This is a genomic window from Paenibacillus sp. YIM B09110 (assembly GCF_037167145.1).
Taxonomy (GTDB): domain Bacteria; phylum Bacillota; class Bacilli; order Paenibacillales; family Paenibacillaceae; genus Pristimantibacillus.
Genome location: NZ_JBANSP010000018.1, coordinates 77,398 through 100,448, shown reverse-complemented (window position 1 = coordinate 100,448; position 23,051 = coordinate 77,398). Strand labels below are relative to the sequence as shown.

At 50.8% G+C, this 23,051-nt stretch carries 19 protein-coding genes; 7 read left to right on the top strand and 12 right to left on the bottom strand.

Annotated features, from left to right (window positions below; all coding sequences use genetic code 11):
* Positions 1–199: 199 nt before the first annotated feature.
* Both ylbJ and V8F51_RS22790 read left to right on the top strand, forming a co-directional pair.
* The gene (gene ylbJ, locus V8F51_RS22795; RefSeq protein WP_337102799.1) at positions 200–1,276 is read left to right on the top strand and encodes a sporulation integral membrane protein YlbJ; all 1,077 of its coding nucleotides are present in this window, start codon (positions 200–202) and stop codon (positions 1,274–1,276) included.
* Between the two features lie 95 nt (positions 1,277–1,371).
* Positions 1,372–2,169, top strand: coding sequence for an NAD kinase (locus V8F51_RS22790; RefSeq protein ID WP_337102798.1), 798 nt, complete (start codon positions 1,372–1,374; stop codon positions 2,167–2,169).
* Between the two features lie 45 nt (positions 2,170–2,214).
* Here V8F51_RS22790 and V8F51_RS22785 read toward each other — a convergent pair whose 3' ends face one another.
* Together V8F51_RS22785 and lipA are read right to left on the bottom strand one after the other, a co-directional pair.
* Positions 2,215–2,940 carry a YutD-like domain-containing protein gene (locus V8F51_RS22785; protein WP_337102797.1) on the bottom strand — a complete coding sequence of 242 codons (726 nt, stop codon included), beginning with the start codon at positions 2,938–2,940 and terminating at the stop codon, positions 2,215–2,217.
* Positions 2,941–3,000: 60 nt separating this feature from the next.
* Positions 3,001–3,909 (bottom strand): lipoyl synthase, encoded by a 909-nt coding sequence (gene lipA / locus V8F51_RS22780; RefSeq protein ID WP_337102796.1) that lies wholly within the window; start codon positions 3,907–3,909, stop codon positions 3,001–3,003.
* Between the two features lie 109 nt (positions 3,910–4,018).
* On the opposite strand from lipA, the gene V8F51_RS22775 reads away from it, so the two are divergent.
* Positions 4,019–5,101, top strand: a complete 1,083-nt coding sequence (locus V8F51_RS22775; RefSeq protein ID WP_337102795.1) for a M23 family metallopeptidase — start codon at positions 4,019–4,021, stop codon at positions 5,099–5,101.
* Between the two features lie 366 nt (positions 5,102–5,467).
* Here the strand turns inward: V8F51_RS22775 and yunB are convergent, their stop codons facing one another.
* Positions 5,468–6,574 carry a sporulation protein YunB gene (yunB, locus tag V8F51_RS22770; RefSeq protein WP_337102794.1) on the bottom strand — a complete coding sequence of 369 codons (1,107 nt, stop codon included), beginning with the start codon at positions 6,572–6,574 and terminating at the stop codon, positions 5,468–5,470.
* 157 nt (positions 6,575–6,731) lie between these two features.
* Between yunB and V8F51_RS22765 the strand changes: the two genes are divergently transcribed.
* The 3 genes from V8F51_RS22765 to V8F51_RS22755 all read left to right on the top strand — a co-directional run bounded on the left by V8F51_RS22765 (position 6,732) and on the right by V8F51_RS22755 (position 9,086).
* Positions 6,732–7,472 (top strand): HAD family hydrolase, encoded by a 741-nt coding sequence (locus V8F51_RS22765; protein WP_337102793.1) that lies wholly within the window; start codon positions 6,732–6,734, stop codon positions 7,470–7,472.
* A gap of 114 nt (positions 7,473–7,586) precedes the next feature.
* Complete coding sequence (locus V8F51_RS22760) at positions 7,587–8,573, top strand: phosphotransferase enzyme family protein (protein ID WP_337102792.1); 987 nt, start codon at positions 7,587–7,589, stop codon at positions 8,571–8,573.
* A gap of 39 nt (positions 8,574–8,612) precedes the next feature.
* Positions 8,613–9,086, top strand: a complete 474-nt coding sequence (locus V8F51_RS22755) for a GNAT family N-acetyltransferase (RefSeq protein WP_337102791.1) — start codon at positions 8,613–8,615, stop codon at positions 9,084–9,086.
* A gap of 37 nt (positions 9,087–9,123) precedes the next feature.
* Here the strand turns inward: V8F51_RS22755 and V8F51_RS22750 are convergent, their stop codons facing one another.
* The 6 genes from V8F51_RS22750 to V8F51_RS22725 all read right to left on the bottom strand — a co-directional run bounded on the left by V8F51_RS22750 (position 9,124) and on the right by V8F51_RS22725 (position 12,719).
* Positions 9,124–9,858, bottom strand: coding sequence for an alpha/beta fold hydrolase (locus V8F51_RS22750; RefSeq protein WP_337102790.1), 735 nt, complete (start codon positions 9,856–9,858; stop codon positions 9,124–9,126).
* Positions 9,859–9,874: 16 nt separating this feature from the next.
* Positions 9,875–10,405, bottom strand: coding sequence for a hypothetical protein (locus tag V8F51_RS22745; protein WP_337102789.1), 531 nt, complete (start codon positions 10,403–10,405; stop codon positions 9,875–9,877).
* Positions 10,402–10,821 (bottom strand): MerR family transcriptional regulator, encoded by a 420-nt coding sequence (locus tag V8F51_RS22740; protein WP_337102788.1) that lies wholly within the window; start codon positions 10,819–10,821, stop codon positions 10,402–10,404. Before V8F51_RS22740 ends, V8F51_RS22745 begins: the two co-directional genes overlap by 4 nt.
* A gap of 134 nt (positions 10,822–10,955) precedes the next feature.
* Positions 10,956–11,312, bottom strand: a complete 357-nt coding sequence (locus V8F51_RS22735) for an S-layer homology domain-containing protein (RefSeq protein ID WP_337102787.1) — start codon at positions 11,310–11,312, stop codon at positions 10,956–10,958.
* 61 nt (positions 11,313–11,373) lie between these two features.
* Positions 11,374–11,724, bottom strand: a complete 351-nt coding sequence (locus tag V8F51_RS22730) for a hypothetical protein (RefSeq protein ID WP_337102786.1) — start codon at positions 11,722–11,724, stop codon at positions 11,374–11,376.
* Positions 11,725–11,852: 128 nt separating this feature from the next.
* On the bottom strand, positions 11,853–12,719 hold the full coding sequence (locus V8F51_RS22725; protein WP_337102785.1) for a sugar phosphate isomerase/epimerase family protein: 867 nt from the start codon (positions 12,717–12,719) through the stop codon (positions 11,853–11,855).
* Between the two features lie 215 nt (positions 12,720–12,934).
* On the opposite strand from V8F51_RS22725, the gene V8F51_RS22720 reads away from it, so the two are divergent.
* Positions 12,935–13,150, top strand: coding sequence for a hypothetical protein (locus V8F51_RS22720; RefSeq protein ID WP_337102784.1), 216 nt, complete (start codon positions 12,935–12,937; stop codon positions 13,148–13,150).
* 49 nt (positions 13,151–13,199) lie between these two features.
* On the opposite strand, the gene V8F51_RS22715 is transcribed toward V8F51_RS22720, so the two are convergent.
* From V8F51_RS22715 to V8F51_RS22705, 3 genes are all read right to left on the bottom strand, one after another.
* Positions 13,200–19,859, bottom strand: a complete 6,660-nt coding sequence (locus V8F51_RS22715) for an S-layer homology domain-containing protein (protein WP_337102783.1) — start codon at positions 19,857–19,859, stop codon at positions 13,200–13,202.
* A 222-nt stretch (positions 19,860–20,081) separates the two neighbouring features.
* Positions 20,082–22,001: an ABC transporter permease gene (locus tag V8F51_RS22710; protein ID WP_337102782.1), complete on the bottom strand. Its 1,920-nt coding sequence runs from the start codon at positions 21,999–22,001 to the stop codon at positions 20,082–20,084.
* Entirely contained in the window at positions 21,976–22,746 is a 771-nt protein-coding gene (locus tag V8F51_RS22705; RefSeq protein WP_337102781.1) for an ABC transporter ATP-binding protein, read from the bottom strand. The genes V8F51_RS22710 and V8F51_RS22705 overlap by 26 nt, the downstream gene beginning before the upstream one ends.
* Between the last annotated feature and the right edge of the window lie 305 nt (positions 22,747–23,051).

The following is a 23,051-nucleotide window of genomic DNA, read 5'->3' as shown; positions in this document are numbered from 1 at the left end:
AAGCTTTTAAAGGTAGCTCTATTGTAGCATATTTCAGCGTCAAAATGTAAACGTTTTCTTTGTGTTTGAAAAATTATTTTCCCTCCCTGCAAGTGATGGATGTCCACCCTTCGGCATATACGTGTAGGAGGATCAATCGACTCGTCCATAACGTCCTTTCCTATGCTTGTTCTCACCGTATACTAAGGAGGCGGCTAGCGTGCTGCGCACTTTCATTCATCCTTTATCGTTAACGGCGTTCGCTGCATTAAGTGTCGCCCTGCTAATGACTCTGTTTCCTGCTGAGACACTGACATCGTCGCTGCGCGGACTGTCGATTTGGTGGGAGGTGCTGTTCCCGGCGCTTTTCCCTTTCTTCGTCATATCAGAACTGCTGCTCGGCTTCGGCATTGTCCACTTCTTCGGCAAGCTGCTTGATCCGCTTATGCGCCCGCTGTTCAGACTGCCTGGCAACGGCGCATTCGTCGTCGCAATGGGTTATATATCGGGTTATCCTGTAGGAGCGAGATTAACCGCGCAGTTATGGGAACAGCGCCTTATTAATCGCTCCGAAGGCGAACGGCTCGTTGCCTTCACGACAACGTCCGATCCCGTCTTCCTGATTGGCGCGGTAGCCATCGGCTTCTTCCACAATGTCGCTTTGGCGCCGCTGCTAGCAGCAGCACATTACGGCAGTGGGCTGCTTATCGGACTTACGATGCGTTTCCATGACCGTCATGCCCCAATGACAGCATATAGGCGGCCGACCGTCAGAGCAGATGGCAGCAACCGGCGCCCATCGCGGATTTATACCGCCCTGAAAGCTATGCATGAGGCTAGACTGCTCGACGGACGGGGTTTCGGCCAATTGTTGCAGGATGCAGTAGGCTCTGCTTTACGGCTTATGATTGTCGTAGGCGGTCTCGTCGTCTTCTTCTCCGTCGTCATGGAGATGCTGACACGGGCAGGACTCGTCGGAGCACTGGCTGAGGCCTTCCGATTTCTATTAGCGGCAGCAGGCCTGCCGGCACCGCTAGCGGATGCGGGCGTATTCGGCATATTCGAGGTGACGCTAGGATCGCGCGCAGCCGGGACAGCGAATACGCTGCTCCTTCATCAAGCTGCAATAGCTGCATGGGTGCTGTCATGGGGCGGCTTATCTGTTCATGCACAGGTTGCCAGCCTGCTTAGCAAAACCGATCTGCGTTACCGACCGTTCCTGCTGGCCAGGCTTCTGCACAGCTTCCTAGCCATGGCACTTGTCTACTTGCTATGGAATGTGCTTGGACCTGCATAAAAAAGTGACCATTTTCCAGCCCACTCACGCATTGAATTCAATCGACATTTCCTTTATCATCTTAAGTATGCAACAGATCGGAAGGAGATTTACCTTTGAAATACGCGGTTATTGATCGAGGCGATTCTTTATCGCAATCATTGGCTCAGAAATTTCATCAGCTTGCAGCGGAGAAACATTTTGTTCGCAGCGACGACAGGCCCGAGATCGTCATTTCGATCGGAGGCGACGGCACGCTTCTGCATGCCTTCCACAAATATGTCGATCGTATCGCTGATGTCGCTTTTATAGGCGTTCATACCGGACATTTGGGCTTCTATGCAGATTGGCAAGCAGACGAGATTGAAGAGCTTGTCGCCATGATGGCATCGGAACAACCGCGAATCGTGCGCTATCCGCTTGCGGAGATTCAACTCGAAACGCCGACCGAAACGAGTTATCATTTATCCTTAAACGAGTTCACGCTCAAAGGAGTCGATGGAACACTCGTCGCGCAAATTAATATTAACGACGAGATGTTCGAGATGTTCCGCGGCGACGGTATCGTTATCTCTACACCTTCAGGCAGTACCGCTTACAATAAGAGCGTCGGCGGCGCTATCGTCCACCCTTCAATCGAATCGCTGCAAATCGCAGAGATTGCATCCATTAACAATCGTGTGTATCGAACGCTTGGCTCATCGGTCATGCTCCCGCAGCATCATCACTGCGATATCATATCGAAGAAGGAGCAGAAGCTCCAACTGACGATCGACCATGTAAGCATCACGCGCAGCGATATTATCTCGATTCGTTGTTCCGTTGCGAGCCGCAAAGTCAGCTTCGCCCGTTATCGTCCATTCACGTTCTGGAATCGGGTACGAGAAGCATTCTTAGACTCCGGCGAGCGTTAACAGACATTGAACTGATCACACAAACAAAGACGCCGAGACACTCCCTTAGGAGCGTCCGGCGTCTTTGTTTGGCCGTTGGTTCGCAGGCGATTCTGCGGATGCCGCCGCTTCGCCAGCGGCTGTACCGGAACGCGAATGCTTCTTGTTCCGATCGTTGCCGCCGCGGTAAGGCTTGCGAGGTTGCTGCTCGCCCTTCTCCCCGCGCGGATGTCCGCTTCCGCCACCGCTGCGATGACCATTGTCGCGTTGGCCATTCTCGCGTTGATTATGCTCACGGGGGCTATTGTCGTGGCGATGAGCTCCCCGGTTAGGACGCTCTTGTCGTTCATGACGTTCTTGTGCCGGTGCTCCCGCTTCCTTGCCTGCTGCCGTTTCATCCAATGTTCCCGTTTCCGAGCGGCCCGCGCTCTCCGGCATCCGGTACGTTCTGGCATCGACCCTTGGCTTCAGTTCCTCCGCATCGAAGTCGTAATCTCCCGGCTCCTTCTTGCTCGATTCCTTCTTCTCCAGAATGAAGTAAGCGCAGCCGAAGTTGCAATATTCGTTAATATAATCCGGCATACCGGAGTAGAGGCTGTCCTTCGTAGCCTTAGAGTGGGAATCGCGGAAGAAGCCTTTCAGCCTTAGCTGACTATAGCCCCAGTCGCCCACGATAAAGTCATACCGCTCCAACACCTCGCTGTATCGATCACGAAAGGCTTCTGGATTCCATCCGTTTCTATTCTCATGAACAAGCTCATATGATTTGCCGCCGATATGAATCAAAGCCATCTTCTCCACCTCTTCTGCGCATCCCTTACATTCCGCCGGAGCAAGAGACACTTCCTCACACTATTCCTTCGCAGAGCCTGCTACTGCCATCTTATCCGCAGCAATAGCTGAGTCCGTCTGTTCATGCGCATGATAAGAGCTTCTTACGAGCGGTCCGGATTCTACGTGTCGGAAACCGCGTTTTTGCCCTTCTTCCTTCAACTTCGCGAACTCGTCCGGATGAACGTAACGAACGATTTGCAAGTGATTCGGCGTCGGCTGCAAATATTGACCCAACGTCAAAATATTGACATCGACTGCGCGCAAATCATCCATTGCCTGCAAAATCTCTTCGTATTCCTCGCCTACTCCAAGCATAATGCTCGACTTCGTCGGTATCTTCGGCTTCATTTCCTTCGCTCTCTTAAGCAACTCGAGCGAGCGTCTATACTTCGCTTTCGCACGGACACGGTTAGATAATCTCTCCACCGTCTCGATGTTATGGTTCAGGATATCCGGATTCGCATCCATTACGGTCTGCAGAGCATCCCAGTTGCCCATAAAATCGGGAATAAGCACTTCAACGCGGCAGAATGGCATCCGCTTGCGAATTGCGCGAATCGTTGCCGCGAATATCGAAGCCCCGCCATCGGCAAGATCATCGCGGGCAACCGAGGTCACGACGCAATGCTGAAGTCCCATCTGCTCGGCAGCTTCCGCTACGCGGTCCGGCTCTTGCAGATCAAGCTCTGTCGGCAGTCCGGTCTTAACCGCACAGAAGCGGCAAGCACGCGTACAAATATCGCCAAGAATCATGAACGTAGCCGTTCGATTCGCCCAGCATTCATAAATATTCGGACAACGCGCTTCTTCGCATACGCTATGAAGCGTCTTGCCGCGCATCATTTCTTTAATCTCGGCAAAGTTGCCGTCTGTCGCCAACTTTATACGAAGCCAATCAGGCTTTTGCAATTTCTCACGTTGTTTCATACGGCATTACCTGCTTTCACTTTCGTTGTATAAGGCCACAATCACTTCGCTTATTATATCACGTTTCGGATAAAAACCAATGATTTGCAAAACATATCGTTATTCCGTCATGCTTTTGGAAAGGGTGAAACGTTTGAAAAGGACTTTTCTGCTGAAAGCAGCATTATCGGCCGCATCGCTGCTCCTTGCCGTTCCCGGTGTATCCGCTCAGGCTTCGCTTAGCAAGCAGCAGCGAACCGAGCAATCCGCCAAGCCGACATCTTCTGCAACGGAAGCGGATTTGATCGCAGCAAGAAAGAGCTTATATCATCAACTGAGCACCGTTACGCAAATTCCATGGTTTTGGCTCGCAGCCATTGACCAATATGAACGCTCCATGTCGAAGGTGAAGCCAAAAGCACGGCCAATGCTCGGCAGCACGGTAGGGATATTTATCGATCAGGAGCAATGGGCCGGACCGCTAAATCCCGATATGGACGACAGCTCTCCCGTATCGATCCAATGGTTCAACGGCATCGGCCGCGACGGAGACGGCAATGGTATCGTCGAGCGGAATAGCGATATTGACCTTCTCTACTCGCTTGTCAGCAAGGTTGCGGCCTTCGGCACAACGGAGGAGGACTTCTCTATCGGGTTATGGGAATATTACCAGAACGGCCGAGCGGTCAAGCGTATTCAACAGTTTGCCCGCATTTACGAGCATTTCGGCAAGCTCGATCTGTTCGAGCATGCCTTCCCGCTGCCGATAGGCACCAATTACAGTTATAAGGACACCTGGGGAACGGGACGCAGCTGGGGCGGCAGGCGAACCCATGAAGGGACGGATATTTTCGCTAATCACGGGGTCCCCGTTAGAAGCACCTGCTACGGCGTAGTCGAGATTAAAGGCTGGAATCCGTATGGCGGTTGGCGAATCGGCATTCGGGACTTAAGCAATTTCTATCACTACTACGCCCATCTGTCTGGCTATGACAAGACAGTGGAGGCCGGCACGATCGTTCAGCCGGGTCAAGTGATCGGCTGGGTCGGCAGCTCCGGCTATGGCAAGCCCGGTACGCAAGGCAAGTTCCCGCCGCATCTGCATTACGGCGTATACAGCGATCGAGGGCTTATCGAATGGTCTTTCGACCCGTATCCGATGCTCCGCCGCTGGGAAGCTTCCGAGAGGCAGCGCTTAAGATCCAGGCAGTAATCCGGAATCTTAAACAGAGAGCAAAACCTTATGAGACCTTTGCTTAGAACCGAATACTACTCGAAAGAAAGAGGACCTCGGCTTTCACTTTGCAGTGACAGTCTAGAGGTCCTTCGTGTCGTGCACGAGGTTTTTGAATGGATTTCATACAATCAAAAGGCTAGGAACGATAAAATATCAGAGTTTGATTGGATTTTATGCAGTCAAATGGACGGAAAAAGACTGCTGAGGGCTACAATGTGCGTTTTACCTGTATATTTTCCACTCAAAAGTCACTTAACAAGCGATTGGCGACGATTTGACTGTATGTAATACAGGCAAACGTAATATCAGTAACCCTCCGGGGCGACCTCATTATTAACGGCATCACTCCGCGCCGGTATTGCCGGCGTTATTGCTATGCTCGCCCGAAGCATTGCCTGACGAGCCTTCGTTGCCCTCCGCCCCGCTCCCGCTCGCATTATTGCCGCTGCTACCCTTATTCTCGCCGTTCTCGCCTTGTGTCGTAACGCCGGATCCCGGAGATAACGGAACAGATATATTCGGCGCCTGCCCCGCAGATTCGCCAACAGGCTTGCCTGTATTGTCGTAGTAGTACATCGGCACATCTCCAACGACGAGCAGGTACGATATCGGGATCTCCGTCTCTACCAGTTCAGGCTCCGTATCGAATGGAATGATAATCGTAACCTCCGCTGTAATGCGAATGTACACCTCGACCAATACCATGTTGATCGCGACATCCTTCTCGCGCGTGCTCAGCTCCACCTTCGCCGCCCCAACCGGCTCGAACTTGACCGGTACTCGCGGCCCGAACGACGATATAATTGCGCTGTTCAGCGCATGTCCGATTGGGATATGCTCTAGAATATCCTTCATATCCTTAAGCGTGTTCTCCACGGTAGACACCGTCTGCGACGTGATCTTCATATGCTCGGCATAATTGAGAATGAAGCCGGATATTTTGCCGTTGCTGTTCATCTTCCAGTCGATCAGCTTCTCTGATTCCGACTGGTTCGCCACCTGATCGGTAATTGCCTTGTTGATTGCCTGTGTCGCAACCTGCTTAACCCGAATCTTAGCGATATTCATGAGCGGCGGCCTTAAGTTCCGTTCGATATATACAAACGATTGAATCGATAACAACGTCATCACAATAAGGGCAATGAGCCAAAAATTGCGCCGGCGCATACGCGGCCTAGCCGGACGGCCTCCCCATGCGCTTGGCGGTGCGCCGCCGCTATTCCTGCTCCGCGCACCGATACCGAGTGAAATAGAAGATGTGCGTTTGCCCCATTTTCCCCGGCTTGCCCCCGTTCTCGACCCCCACTTCGCGCCTGAAGAGCTCGTCTGCGGCGTACTGGGCCTGCTGCTGCCCCAGCTTACCGTTTTCACTCGTCTAATTGGCCTCCCCGTCCACATGCCCCCGCCGAATGAACGAAACCGCCAGCCTCTCCTTCCCCATTTTGCCAAGTGCAAGGCCCCCTCCCGCTTCACCCTGTCCGCCTTCTATATCCATTCATATGCGTGGCTCGGCCAAAAAAGAAGGCAGCTTGCCCGTTGCGGCTGGGCTATTCTACCTTATAATGGAATCAGACAGACTCGCGGACTAATGATAGGAGTGTTATAGATGATTATGCGGCCTGAAGCGATTTTGATGGATATGGATGATACGATTATAGCCTTCGAGCATGGAGTAGACGTTGACGCCTGCTGGTTCCAAGCTTGCGGCATCCATTTGAAGAGCGATGACAGGGGTAATATACCGGCATTAGTAAGTGCCATTAAAACGCAGGCCAAATGGTATTGGAGCGACTCGCAGAGGCACCGAGAAGGCAGAATGGATCTCACCGCTGCGAGAACGCGTATTATCGATGCGGCTCTGCAAAAGTTGTCCTTCCTCAACAGCTACAGTTCATCGGTCTCACGGGCAATCGCTCAAGATTACGGACTAGTTCGAAACGAAGCGATCTACTTGTACGAGGATGCCATTGAAACGATTCAGCATATCAGAACAATAGGAATTAAGCTGGCGCTGTTAACGAACGGTACCTCGTCGGAGCAACGGCACAAGATCGAGCGCTTCAACCTTGAACCGCTGTTCGATCATATTTTTATTGAGCAGGAAGTGGGTATTGGCAAGCCTGATCCGCGCGCTTACGAAAATGTCTTGAAGCGGCTAGGCGTAGAAGAGCCGCACGCGGCTTGGATGGTAGGCGACAACTACGAATGGGAGATTACCGCTCCTCAGAAAATAGGCATTCGCGGCGTTTGGATTAACCATAACCGTCCGTTGCTCGATTCTAATCCAGATATAGCTCCCTACCAATCCATTACAACGCTCAGCGAATTGCGTAAGCTGCTCCTATAAAGCTGTATCTGTATTAAAAGATGACTATAATCATCTTTTATATCCCGTTTGTTTTCCGACCCGGCTAGAATAAGAACATACCGAAAGAAACGTAATAGGAGGAAGACAAAGAGTATGATTACCGTTGCAGCCATTCATACCGTTTTTCAAAAAGAAGCCTTGTTCACTGCCATTGCCGAGCAGTACGATATCGGCCTACCGCTCACGAGCCGATTTGTCTCGAACGGCTTGAACGATACCTACGACGTCGTTACGGACCAAGGCCGTTACGTGCTTCGCATCTATAAGAAACATTGGCGGAGCGAAGCCGAGATTCGTTATGAGCTCGATCTGCTGCTTTATTTGCAAAGTGGAGGCATCCCTTTATCTAGCCCCCTTGCTCGGAAAGATGGCGAGCTCATTACCTATATTGCCTCTTCAGAGGGTACGCGCTACGCGGTTCTGTTCACTTATGCCGAAGGCATCGCGATAGCGAATGCCAAGACGAGCGTACACTACGGCCGGGCGGCAGCTCAGCTTCATCTTGCAGCGGACGGCTTCGTTTCGTCCCATGAACGCTTTCAGCTAGACAGCGTTCATCTGCTCAATGAACCGCTGAAACATCTGTTGCCCAAGCTTCAACACCGCCCTGACGATATCCGATTCGTCCAAGAAGCGGCAGTCCGGTTGAAGGATAGGATGAACCGGCTGACGTTAAGCGACAACGACTGGGGGGCATGCCATGGCGACCTGCATGGTTGGAATGTGTTCCATGACGAGAAAGTCGACGGCAGCCTGACGCACTTCGACTTCGATTGCTGCGGAGCAGGCTGGCGCGCTTACGACCTGTCTGTGTACCTATGGAATCTCGTGCACGTCAGACATGATCCCGAGAAATTCGGAGACGAATGCTGGGATGCATTTCTAAGCGCTTATGTCGCGGAACGTCCGTTGAGTCAGGCCGATCTTGACGCTATTCCGTTATTCGTGGCTGTTAGGCAGCTATGGCTGCTTGGGCTGCATACAGGCAATAGCGCGGTGTGGGGCGCGTGGCAGGATGACGGTTATTTTGACGGGAAGCTCAAGTTTCTGAAACTATGGATGGAAGCATACGATTTATAATAACGTTCCAACCAAAGTGAAGCGAGGAGGGTGTGCGTCATGCTCATACAACCGCTGGCGCATGCCGAAGCTGAACAAATATGTAATTGGAGATACGATGGCGAATACTCGTTCTATGATATAGCCGATAGCCCGGGCGTCATTTCGGAGTTGACGGACGGCAGCTATTATTCGGTAAAGACGGCTGACGAAGGCGAGCTGATCGGCTTCTTCTGCCTCGGACCGCATGCGCAGGTACCCGGCGGACAAATAGCCGGCCTGTATGGCGGGGACGGCATCATCGATATTGGAATTGGGCTGCGGCCCGATCTCGTCGGTCAAGGCCGAGGCTCAGCTTTCCTGGCAGCTGTCACCGATTATACGGTGGGGACGTTTCGGCCTCGGAGGCTGCGCCTCAGCGTCGCGACATTCAATCGCAGAGCAATCGCGTTGTATACGAAGGCTGGATACCGGAGGCTAGCTGCGTTTGATAGCTACGGAACGGAATTTTGGCTCATGCTGTATACCATTTAGAAATTTATTCAATAAGATTGCCGTTCTTCTAAGGGCGTCATGCGAGATTATTCAAAAATAAAGCGATATCGCCATAATACTGGCCGCCATTCGTTTCTTTCAAATCATGTCCCGAATCCGGATACTCCCTAACCGTTAAATTCTCAGCCATTCTGAGGTAACGGTCCAACTCGCCGTCAGGGATCATGGAGTCCTCCTTTAATCCCCTCGCTACTAAAACGGGAATATTCATCCGCTCATCGAGATTGCGGTACGTCGATTCTATCTGAATTCGTTGTACGGCCTTGACCCGAATATGCTCGGTACGGCCGAAAGGAATTAAATACTCATTAATATAGGCGCTAGGCCACTCAGGCGGCATCATCCGATGCTCTGGCGGATAATCTCCAATAAGCAGAGAATTCACTTGTGCCTGATGCTTGAGAGCATAACCAAGAGCGTACGACACCCCGCGGGAGTAACCTAGCAAATGAAAGCTTTCCAACTGCGCCTGCTTTACAACAGCCTCTATGTCGCTTATATGCTCATCCAAGTCATAGCCAGCGTCTGGCGTATCGCTTTGCCCTCTCCCTCGGAAGGATAACGCGATGCACCTTCTCGGGGAAACCGATATAACCGTCTCCAACAATTCCAAATACTCTTCCGCTGTTTCCGACAGCCCTGGACAAACGACCAGCGGCAGGCGCACATCATGGGCGGCAGGTCTAATATCATAATAATGAAGGCTAACACCTTGGTTATTGGCAAAAAAAGATGGGTACGTATGCTCCATTACAGCAATCTCCTCCTTATCGGCCCTCGATTCGATACTTTTTCTCCAGATCAGAATAAGGCCCTGGCGCAATTGGAATCGGCTTCGTAATCGCTGACTCGTCCGTTAGACCATCACTTTCTGTGTCATCATACACAGAAATCCCCAATTTAAGCACTTTGGCAACTATCTCTTCATCGATGTGCACATCATCCATTTGTTCCTCAAGGACGACCTCCATTGTATACTCGTACTCGAAGCGCTGCTCCAACCCTTGCTTATCCGTGTATATTAATGCAACTAAAATAGGTGTGCTTCCGCAGTTTATCGGTTCATCCGTAAAGATGGCTATAATGAATTCATCTGCCCGATCGGGACGGTAAATGACAATTTCACCGTTTTCATTCTCATAGAAGCGAGATAAGTTGCTTTTACGGCTTATCCCTTGCGGCAGTTCAATCACAATACGAGCAGTAGCAGCATCAGGAATCGGGCCGAACCGCACGAGCAGATGGTTCATCCCATCCGCATGCTCAATCTTGGACTTCGCCGAACGTATCGTGATCATCCCTGTTCTCCCCTTTCGACCAATCCTGCTACAGCTTCAATGATTTTGCCCCTGAGCTCGGGCGACGTGCGAGAGCTGATCGACAAAATTACATCCTCGCTGATGACATAAGTCTCATGCCTCATCATCTGGTCAGCCTGATAGAGCGGCAGCTTCTCTCCGATGCGAATGACTTCCTCAATCGACAGCTGCTTCAACTGCTCCTGAATACTGGCTAGCGTCTCCCCGCTCTTCGCGAGCGTCAATAACGCACGAAAATAATGCAGATGATTGTCGGTGTATACACGCTTATTTCCGACTGTCTCCAAAGGCGGAATAACGCCAATCTGCGTATAATACCGAACCGTTCGCAAATTCATCCCAGCATCCTCATTCTGCAAAACTTCCGTTAGTTGCTTCGCTGTATATTGCTCCATACTTCTCTCCTTCTGTTACACTAAAGTGTATTAGTTACAGTATACTGTAACTATTTAGAATTGTAAAATAAAAACAGAATTCAGTCATGAATACAAATGCCTCATGCCTAAATCCTGTTTGCCATACTGTTGTGCTACTCTAGAGCATTATACAACCGCCAGATCGTCATATAGGCTTGCTGGCGTGTATACGTACCTTTCGGTGAAAACTTATTGTTCCCCGTCCCTTGCATGATTCCAAATTCGGATACGAAGTCTACGCTCGAACTCGCCCATTCCGCAATACTATCATTGTCGGCATATACAGATGCATCGGCCCGCACATCATATCCTAGACTAATTGCCGTTTTCGTAAGCATACTAGCCGCTTCTTGGCGCGTAATGCTGCCATTAGGATCGAACCTGCCGCTGCCTTTTCCGTTCAGGATCCCCAGCTTGTTGGCAGCAATGACTTCCTTAGCTTTCGTATCGGTGAACGGATTATCATTCAAATTATGTCCGTACTCCCCCAAAATCTCGTCGATCGTTTGACCCGTCTTAACCTCTATTAATTTAATTATCTATGTAGTCGTACTTTGCCATACCAGCGTTCTCCCACGGAATAGCCTCTGAGACCTGAACCCCTTTTTCCGAACGATACCCGATAAGCATCGCGCTTGTATCTATTTTTGCCGCGAAAAAGACAAAAGCACCTTTACCTACATAGTTAATAACAACTTCTTCGGTTACTGGCGTATCTTCTAATACGCGTGTGATCGTCCTCACGCCATCACCTACAAGTTCCGATGCCGTAACCTCGTAATTCTCTTCTGGTACCTCTTCTGCCGCCACTGGCATCGCAAAAGTTATTGCCAATAAACATATTGTAATAATAAACAATAAAGCCTTCTTTCCGAATTTCATTGTTGCATGCCTCCATATTAATCTAATTAAGTATCACAATGAACATTCGATTCAAATATGGAGAATCCCTCCTATCTTAATCACAAAAAAAGCAGACCCACTTGCACGGTCTGCATTCTGATTAACTCTTATAGCAATGAGCGGATATAAGCGAGGTTGTCACGAAGCAGCGTCTCGGAATCGGCAGAGCCACTGAAGTCCTCGAAGCTGAGCCAGCTGTCGTAACCGACTGCCCGCAGCGCGGCAATGACTTGCGGCCAGTGTACCGCGCCAGCCGTAACAGCCGACCACGATGCTTGCCAAATTCGGCCATGGTCGCCGCTCCCGATTGTCGGAAGCGCTGCATCTGTGCGTTGCCATACCGCGTTCTTGACATGGACGTGACCTAAATATTCGCCGAGCACTTCGAGTCCCATTTGGTAGTTCTCGAAGCCTTCATGCACCATGTTGCCCGGATCATAAATGACTCCGATATGGTTCGCGTCGAACCCGTCAACCAACCGGCGGGCCAGCGATGCGCTAGGTGCAATATTGCCATGATGAACTTCAATAAGACCTTTGACGCCGTAAGTTCGGCTTAGAGATACCGCTTCTTGCAAGTAAGTGCGAGCCTCGGCATACAGCTCTTGGTAAGTGCGTTTGCCGTCATAATTCGGAACGCCGATGCGGATGGAAGGTGCGCCAAGCAACTTCGCTGCGCGCATCGCGTTTTCTGTAGCCGCCAGGTCGCCGCTGCCAATGTAAGCTGCCACATTCGGCACGACCAAGCCAGCCGCCTCAGTCAATTGCTTAAGCTCTAACAGCTCGGCTTCTGACGTATCCGTTTCGACTGTGGACAAGTTGTTGCCCCAGAACGAAGGCGCTTCCTCGCGTCTAGCCGGGTCCGTCTTCGTGAAACGCCATTCTACGCCGTCATATCCGTTCGCGCGAAGCAGCTCAAGCGTACGTTGTTGCGAGCAATCTGGAAGCATTACCGTAAATACTGAAAATTTCATACGTCACCCCGATATCATCATTATCGAACCCTATTTCCTATCAATCGATCATTGCTGTCCCCATCTTATCATAACGATCATCCCTTCTCTTCGCTTAGCTTTGCCTTTATGGCTCACCTATTTGACTGTGGTTGCTATCGCTTGTAGACTAGACAAGTCATACATCGCAGACAAACACGCACGCTAGATATCTATTACTGGAGGAGTTCATACTTATGTCCGTCAATCGACGACTCTTTACCGATAGCGACTTCGAGGAAGTCATCCAGAAGCAGCTCAAAATCCGTGTTTTCCAAGACAATCATATTATTGAAGGCAGCACTGTCGTTGTCCGCTTCGACGATTCAACCGTCGTTACCCAATCGAGCGTCAGTGATATTACGTATCATAAACGAAACGCTTGCGAGTTTTTTGAGCTCAGAAGACGTTAAGTATAGGCAAGAAGGGCTGCCCTCGGAGGCAGCCCTTCTTGTTTGGATACTACTTCAACAATTGCACGACTTGCAGCAATCGCTTAATGATAACAGCCGCTTCTGCGCGCGTTGCCGAATCAAGCGGAGCGAATATATCCGCTTTTCCTTTGCCTACTATAATACCGACTGCCGCTGCGCGCTTCACGCTATCAAGCGCCCAGGCATGGATTGTTGCTTCGTCACGGAAGCTTGAGCTTGCTGCGTCCGAAGGATCAGCGCCTTGCTTCACCTGAAGCCCAGCGTTAGCTGCGAAAGTCAGCGCATTGGCCGCCATTACGGCCATTTGCTCGCGGGTAATAGTAGCGAGCGGTCGGAAACGGCCATCGGCATTTCCTTTTACAAGACCGTAGCTTGCCGCCGTTATAACCGCTTCCTCGTACCAAGCTCCCTTCGCTACGTCGGAGAATGTTATTCCCGCTCCATTCCTTGTACCATGCAAGCCTAACGCTCTTACGAGCATCGTCGCGAACTCTGCGCGCGTCACGCTGCGCTGCGGAGCAAAACTCGAAGCCGTAATTCCGCTTAAAATTTGCCGCGCGGCAAGCTGTTCAATGTCGCTCTGCGCCCAATGTCCCTTCGTATCGTCGAACGATTTCGCATTACTCGCAAGCACGTAGATGCTGTTGCTCATACTCCTAATATCAGCATGCGTCTTACCTTCAGCCGATTCGATCACAGCTGGTACGTAATGGAATTTTCCTGTGCCAGGATCATAGACGAACACGACCGCATCCTTCGTATCAATGTCGCCTTTCGCTGTCAGCGTACGCTTCACGTAACGACCTCCGAAGCTGCGAATTTCTGTCTTCGTACTGCCGTTCGTTACGATAATCGTGAAGTCGATCGGTTCGCCTACAAGCTCGAGACCTTGCTCTTCGGCTTTCTCCTCAAGCTCAGACTTGATTGCTGGCTCCACCGGCTTGATGTTGAGTGTCCAGACTACTTTGCTAAGTTCCTCCGGAGTCAATGTACCAAGCTGACTTATTACGAACGACAACGGCAATTCATATGTCGCTCCGTCAAGTTCGATAACGATGACCGCATCAGCATTTTTTTTGCCAGCTTCAAGCAGTGCAGCGCCAGAGAACGAAACGCCGTTATTCGGTTTGGCAGAGTCAATTGTAAATATGATGCGATCTTCATTCGCAGAAGCGGCTTCAGTCAGCTTCGCATCATTCTGCTTCGTATCGACTGTTTCTGTCACAGGAGGGTCTGTAATGATGCTGCCGCCCCCTGAACCGCCTTGACCTTCATCATCTCTTGCCTCAACTTCGATCGTATAGATGCGAAGATCATCGCCTAACAAGACACTGAGCTTTGTCACCCCTTCAGAGCGTGCGCGTATCACATGATCCGATCCAATCGAAGCAATGCTCGCAGTCTCAATAGCGAAAGCCGCATCATCCGTCACGTCAACGCCCTCTGCACCCAGCACTTGCAGTTCCTTCCTCTCTCCCGCTGTCATGCGTAGCGGTCCTACATCACCATTCTCGAGCTTAATGGAGAATGGCTTCTGCAGATTGGCAAAACCGTCGTTCAGCTCTTCAAAAGCAAAGTTCGGATTGGCATCGGCAATCATTCGAATTCGTTCGCCGCGAACAATTACGTTATCAACGTCGATCGCGCCCGATAGATTGCCTGTTACGTCAATGCCGTTCGTACCCATGCCATCGAGGACGATATTTTGCAGCGTGAGATTATCGACGCCAAAGCCTCCGCCATGGACGATTAGTCCTGCATACGTGCTGTCCAGCGCGACATTGTCGCGAACGATAACATGACCGTTCAAGTCTTTCTCGCCTGCGAACAACCAGATCGCGCCAAGATTGATGTTATAAGCCGAATCGGCGCTGCCTGTGCGGATGAGCGTATTTCGTTCAACAACAGTCGTTCCCGTGAACGGAACCGGATTGAAACGCGTCGATACGGCAATGCCCGCACCGTTCGTGATCGTATCCGTACCGATATTATCCTGAAGCTTATTGTCTTGCCCTCCAAAAATAACGAAGTTGTCCGCTAGCCATGGCAGCGCCACCGTATTGAAGCGCGCCGTATTGTTGACGCTCGCGAGCCCTTCTGCCGACCACATCGCAAGGCCGTCATCGCCTGGATAACGAATATCCGATTGCTCCATCAAGCTGTTGCTCGTTCCGACGGAGAAGTTGATGCCATCCGCCATCAGATTGCGCAAGCGAAGGTTAACCATATGCAGCTCGTCGGTAATTTCCGTACCGCCCCTAACTCTAGACAACCATAAACCCGTTTTGGAATGCTCTACCCACACGTTTTGGATGACCGAGCCAGTGCCATAACCGCCATAGAACGCATGCGTAAGCGCTTCGTCATCGCGAATATTAAGATCGCCGTCAATCAACAGATCGTACACCTGTACGTCACTGCCCTTGCCGATAAACTTCGCTCCGATCAGCGTCGTGTACCACATGCCAGCACCGCGAATCGTAATTTGCGACAGATCAATATTATCTTCATCAAGATTGAATACGCCGGCCGGGAACCATACACCCTTGCCCTGCTGCTTCGCGGCAGCCATCGTTTCTTCGAACGCAGCCATGTCGCTATTGCCGTCGCCTGCAACTGCGCCGTAATCCGTCACCGACAAGAAGCCCTCCGGCATAGTTAACGCGTCTTCAACCTGCTCCATATCTGCCAGGTCAATGACATAGTAGTCTGCTGCATTGCCCGCATCCTTCCGGAGCTTGATCGTTGCGCCAGCCGGCACATCGCCGATCAGGGCATGGATCTCATCGAAGAAGCGGTGCGCATTGCCTTGCCTTGGGTCATTCGACCACGGGTAGCTGCCGTATTCCCAGCCATGCTTGGAGCTTAGCGACAGCTGCTGCTTGAACTCGCCGTTCACATAAAGCGCAAGCGTCTCGTTAAGCCCTGCTCCATCCTCGCTGTCAGGAATGACGTAGCGTAGTACGATTGAGTTCGCAGCCTTCGCAAGCGTGAATTCCACATACTCGCCCTCCGCCTCCAGCTTGACAGCCGATCTTCCCGATGCCTCGGAGGCTATCTCCTTATAGAGACGCGATGGCTCAAGCACTTCTCCATTCGTAACCGCGTGCTCCGCTTCATAAGAAACATAAGGTACTGTTGCACCACGATAGTTAATGCCTATACTATTGCGTACGGTGAGGCTGTCGAGCTTTACGCGGCCGGTGTCGGCGGCATTCTTCTGTAGCGTGATCGTGTTAATGCCAGCACGCAGCCCCAGTTCAAGCACTAGCTCTGACCATTCTGCCGCCTTGCCGAATGCCGCTTGCGACGCGGGCAAGCCGTTGACGTAAACGCTAAGCGTCCGCTCAGCCGACGAAGTACTCAAATAACGGAGCGATATATCATAGCCGCCTGCTTCAGGTGCGTTTACGGTAAAGCTGATTTTAGCGCCATTCGTCGTAAAGCCGTCCATATACCCATCGCCAGTGAAGCCTTTGGACGTATAGGAGACAGCTGCTCCTCCGCCAATGAACGCTTGCTCCGCTTCATAACGAACGTCCGAGAGTACCGGCGCAAGCGTCCACATCGCGTCGTCGATATCGGATGGCGAGCCGTGCTTCACTCCACTATCCGTATGCTGCAACAATCCGCCACGGTCAGATGCGTTGCCGATTAGCTTGTAGCCAAGCCGATCCTCGGTGTACCACTGTACCGCATCATTCCCCTTCGCATCCGTATCGAGACTGACATTTCCTTCGTCATCGACCGCGAGCAACTGCCCCGACTCTTTGTTGCGGAGCAGCTTCCGGCCGTTGAAGCCCTGCTGCAGCCACTGTGCTCCAGCATCGCCCTCAACCGACGTTCCCGTTAACAACGCACCATCTTCCACATACATATACTGCGATGTTGCCTTCGACTGAATGGTGACGTAATTCGTGTCGTTGAAGATAGGCGTTGCCGTGTCGAAGACTTTCCCTTCGCTCATATCAGGTGTATCGAACAATTCAGGAGCGTATTCGAAGCCCCACTTCACCGAGCCGTAGCCGATTGGGAACAAGCCGCGTTCCGCGTAACCTGCATTGTTCTGGACATTAATCAGTTCGTCATTGTAATAGCCGTTCAAGCTGCGGATCACATATTCCAACGTACCAGGAACCGCCTCAATGGCCCACTCCGATTCCAAGTCCCCTTCCGCAGCTTCTTTACTTTCAATGAATGTCATGTCCTTTTTCATAGACATGTAATGGCCGGTTACTCGATTGCGCAGACGATGTACGCCATCAATATCCTCGATATACCAGTGTCCGTACCCGTTACTCTCGTCAACATCGCCATAGAGCACGATACCTCCGCTATTTTCGTACAAAAATTTGCCGTTCGCCATGCTTACGATTCGAATCGGACCGTCATAGAGCGGTTCGGGCTCCATAGCCACCGGTTCGAGCACATACTGCGCGCTGTCCTCTGCGACAACCAGCTTGCTTAACTTCGTGTAGCCCTCGCTATCGGCATACAAATAATGTCCGGCCCATCCGCTCTTCAGAACGATATAATCGTCAGACGAGCCGGGCTCCATCATCCATTTTGCGCTGCCCCAGCACAAACAAATGCCGTCTTGCGCAACGATTTGTTGCGGCGGCGCATCAAGCTCAACATCTACACCTACATGCTCCATCGAAACATAATGATTTGTGGATACATTTTTCAGCCTGACCGAGTTCGGACTGTCGCCCGTCTTCTCCAAATACCACACCGCTGCCAACTGTTCTTCAGCGAGATCGTCGTACTTCACTTTGCCAAGATCTTCTCCAACCTCGGTTACCTCATATAAATATTCATTCGTCAGCTTATTTTTGATTCTGACGTTGGTAGGTCCCGCTTCACCGACAGGCTCAAACTTCCAGCGCGGACTGCCCCATGACGGATTAATAACGCCATACTCCACATATTTCGTTAAGTTTTGGAGGCTCAAATACTTTTGCTGGCCAACGACATCATTGGCATCTTGAACGCTGTGAATCAGCTTCGTCCCGTCGAAATCCTCGATCACCCACACGGCGCTCGTCCACGAGTCCTCGACGTCGGAGACGGAAATGCGTCCATTTTCCATATTTTCAATATTGATATAGTGGCCGGTAGCTCTGTTTTGGATTCGCTTGCGTCCGTGGAATCGCTCGACAAGCCATTGCCCCTTTTCATCATCCTCGGCAACGTTGCCATATTTCAATTGACCGTTGTCGTCCTCGTAGAAATAGAAAGGCTGCCATTCATTTCTGATCCGGACGTATTGCGGCGTACCGTCCCCCGAAAATGCCGGATCCTCGAACAACCATTGCGCCGAGTCTACATTCGGATCGATTTCTCCTGCTTGTGCCGCACCGATTGCATCTTTTATATTCAAATATTCGCCTGCGGCAGCTTTGCTTTCGATTGTTTTGTAATCGTCATACAAGGTAGATCTTGCAAGCGTCCATTGATCATCAATAGTACTCTCGGATAAGCTCAGTACTTGTAATGGATCTTCAGAACTATCGTTGCCTGCTCTTGATATATACCGGCCTGTTGCCAAATTGCGAAGCCGCTGCTTGCCGTCATAGTCTTCCGTTACCCATTGGTAATACGTTTTATCGCCAACTACGGTCGTTAATGCTCCATAGCTCACAACGCCTTCGTCATCGAACAAATAAGTCGTACTGACGGGATCGATCGTAAAGCCCGCAATGCGATATGGCAGCGCATCCGGCGCCAACTCGATTCGCCATTGCGCGTTATCCAGTCCCGGATTCGACCAATCGTTGGAACGCACATGCGTATCGTCGGGAAATTGGGTATTCAGCACATAGGTAAGCGTCCCAGATGGCGTGTTTAGCGCTTCAATGTTTTTGAACGTTATAAAACCGGCGTTAGATGCATCCTCCATCAGCCACTCCGACTTTGTGTCGATACCTGTTGCTAATGCCTTTATTGGCTCCCAAAATACGCCTTGCGTAATATAGTGACCGGTTGCACGGTTTTTGAGGCGTTTCGTATTCGGCGTATCTCCCTCTTCCAATATCCAATGCGAAGAGGCGTCATTTGCTTTTTTATCGCCGAAATCAACGAACCCATCAGCAGCCTCGTACAAATATTGCCCTTCTCTGAACTTATTCGCCAGCCTGACCGGAACGGCTTCTTCCACCGGCTCAATCGCCCATTGCGGGCTCTCGAAAGTGATGTTAATGTCATTGCTCGCTTCCGCAAAACCAAGCTGATCCTCTTGGTGAATGACAAGGTTGGCGCTCGAAGGTACGGTTGCACTCTTGATGACGACAAACCCAGGGCGATTCGATTCATGAATCGTCCATTGGTCTGCATTCGTGCTTGTCGTTATCTCACGGGCGGTTAGCGCATCTCGGCGCTGCGTCACGTCCGTGATCGTTATGTAATGGCCGGTTGCGCGGTTGCGAATTCTTTTGTTGCCGTTGTAGTCCTCCATCTTCCATTGTGCGGACTCGTCTTCATAGCTTGGAAAACCATAGCGAACAATCCCTGACGAATCCTCGTAAAGGTAGTTGCTCTTCCACTTGTTCTTAAGCCTAACATAGGAGTCGCTAACCGCATCCCCGCTTTCTCCTGCCAACTGCTCGTCAGCCGCGTATACCGGCATCGCCGTTAATACCAGCAGCAGCGATAGCAGCAAAGCGAGATATGACCGTGCTCGTTTCATTGCAAAACCTCCCTATTGTATATGAAATAATCTCTCTATAAGCATAGGTTGGAATCGCTTACATAACGATGTGTATTATTAAACGAAGTAGGTGTATTTTTACTAAATGTTGGTTGAATATCCATCTAACCCTGTCCTGCGCAAAAAAAAGCTCTCCATTACTCGCTGTTGAGCGAGCCGGAGAGCTTGAAACTTTTTGATTGAACCCATTAACGCTTACGCTTATGCCAGCTTCTGGTACATATGATGCAAGTAGCGCCAGCGGATCATGAAGTAATACACGAGCTGAATGAGCATGAACCCGCCATAGATTTTGAGGGCGCTCCCAAGCATCGAATATTGAACGACCCCTTCCATGTTGACGAATGCCACTGCGCTATGAATAAGACCGAGCAGGAACGGCAGGAAAAACATTAGCACGAGCTGGCGTGTCACTAACCGCTTAAGCTCTTTGCGGCTAAGTCCTAGCTTGCTAATCATCTGATACTGACGCTCATCCCGCTCCAAGTCGGCATATAGCCGGAAGTAGATGAAGCTGGCCGCGAATGTGAAGAAGACGACTCCCACGAGGACGCTGATAATGAACAAAATCGCATTCAGCTGCTTATCGTGATACCAGTCCATGACGAGCAACGAATAATAATATTCGCCGTTCTCGCCGTATGCCGGAATAAGCTCCTCAAAGCCTCGACTTATGCTTAACGTATGCGACCAGTCCGGCACTACGTAGTAATAGACAGTCTCGTTAATGTTATTTTCCTGCTCGAACTGCGTCTTTGGAATCGTATTGAACAGCTCGTCGGACACGATTAACGTATCGCCGTATTCCGTGGAAATGAGCTCATTGAATCTGTTCTTGATGATCATATCCGCTCCGGACCACTCTCTGACCGCTGACAGTAGCCCGACGTCGTCATAACTTCGATTGTTGCGCGATGCAATTCCCGACGCGATGCTGACTTCCGTATTCGATAAGCTTTCCGTCTCATAGCCGAGCAGCGTAGCAAGCTTGTTGAAGTCGCTAAGCCGAATGATCATGCCGCCTGCATTCGTATATCTATGCATGACTGCAACTTTCTCATAAGAGAAGCCCCCGCTCGACAACTTCTCATCAAACGTCTTAATATGCTCCTGCTCCATCTTGTTATCGTTCAGCGATCGGTACGTTATTGCATAAGGATTCATTTTCTCCGAACGGACCGGATCGCCTACGGCCAGACAAACGCCGATACCGGAGAACGCGACAGCCATCACCGTTGCAACCATGAAGAACATGATCGCGTTATCCTTCATGCGGTACGTCAAATCTGATAACGTCAGAAGATTGATTCGGCGAAAAAAGAATTTCTCCCGCTTCTTCATAGCCCGTATCGCATATACGCTAAGCTGCGTGAACATGAAATACGTACCGAGAATAACACTGCTGACTGCGGAGATAAGCAGCGTGAAGTAATACGCTTTGCCGAACACGAAATAGAACACCATGCCATAACCGCCCAAGATTAGGACGAGCGCTAGCAGAGATAGCCACAACGACGGCTTCGGTTCAGGCTTCGGTTTCTCGCCTTCCTTGATGAGATCCAGCACTTGATTGCGTTTGCCGATCCGCATCGTCAGAAGCGAGATGAATAGAAAAAGCAGCGCGAATGCTCCAGCCGTGGTCCATATCGCTTCAATAGGGACGTAGAAGTTCAGCGTCTCCTCAAGCATAAGCATTCGTGAACTAACGAGCAGAATAAGCTTCGTGAAGAGCAATCCGATGACGATGCCGCATACAACGGAGGCAAGACCGATAATCATATTTTCGATAAAAGTCAGCCTCTTGCGCTGTCTCTCCGACATGCCCAGAATCAGCAGAATGCCGAATTCACGTTTCCGCACCTTGAGGAAGGCGCTTGTCGAATAGAGCAGGAACAGAAACGAGAAAATAAAGATCAAATACTGCGAGATTTTCAGCCCCATTCCCCCAAGATAGGAAGCCGTCTCGCTGCTGGATGCAAGCTGCCCTTGGAAATCCGGGTGATACAGCAGCACGGCGTAGATGAAGAAGACCATGACGGAAAAGGCGCTGCTCATGAAATGGGCGGCATATGTTCTTTTTTTGCGAAAAACGTTATTAAACGCGAATTGTCGAAAATTCATTCTCGTTCCCCCCAAGCAAAGCGAGCACGTTGATGATTTTTTGGTAGAAGGCCGGACGGTTGTCGCCGCAATGAATTTCGGTGTAGAACTGTCCATCCTTAATGAACATGACTCTATCGCAGTAGCTTGCGGCCATCGCATCATGCGTCACGAGCATCGTCGTCGCGTTCTCCTCCTTGTTCAGCTGCGACATAAGCTCCATTACATCCCGCGCCGACTTGGAATCGAGATTACCGGTCGGTTCGTCGGCCAACAGCAGCTTCGGAGTGTGAATGAGCGCCCTCGCAATTGCCGTACGCTGTGCCTGACCGCCCGATATTTCATAAGTGCGTTTATCGAGAATACCGCTAATGCCCAGCTTCTCAGCCATATAGGCAACTCGCTTATTCATCTCCGTCAGGTTAACGCCGTCCAGCGTTAACGGCAATACGATATTCTCCTTCACCGTTAGCGTGTCGAGCAGATTGAACGCTTGGAATACAAATCCAAGCTCCCGCCGACGAAACTGGGACAGCTTCTCGGAGGACAGCTCATATGGATCTTGTCCGTTAATGCGAACCTCGCCTGAGGTCGGACGGTCGATCGTGGACACCATATTCAACAGCGTCGTTTTGCCGCTGCCCGATGGGCCCATGATGCCGACGAACTCCCCCTTCTCGATCGTCAGATCAACGTTCGTCAATGCTTTATAAGCAACCTTGCCCGGATATATTTTATTTAAGCTTCGTACATGCAGCAGTTCCACTGGATGATCTCTCCCCACATTTTGTTGATAGCTCTAGTCTAGCCCAACCGTAAACGGCTAACGCTACGCACGAACCGCTAACCGCTTCATTGCGCAGCTCGGTTCTGTGCTGTCCTCTGACAGCGTGTAGCATTCGTTTCGCGGTGAATTATTGGCGTAGGCATAAGAGTAAAACTTATACTTTACTATAATTCAAAAAAGCCGTCGCTCCTATGAGCGCAGCTTTCATTTACCTAACAACTTTGTAAGATTGGCGAATGGGCCATTGGGAATGCGCCGGGTGACGAGCCGTAAGTGCGCATATG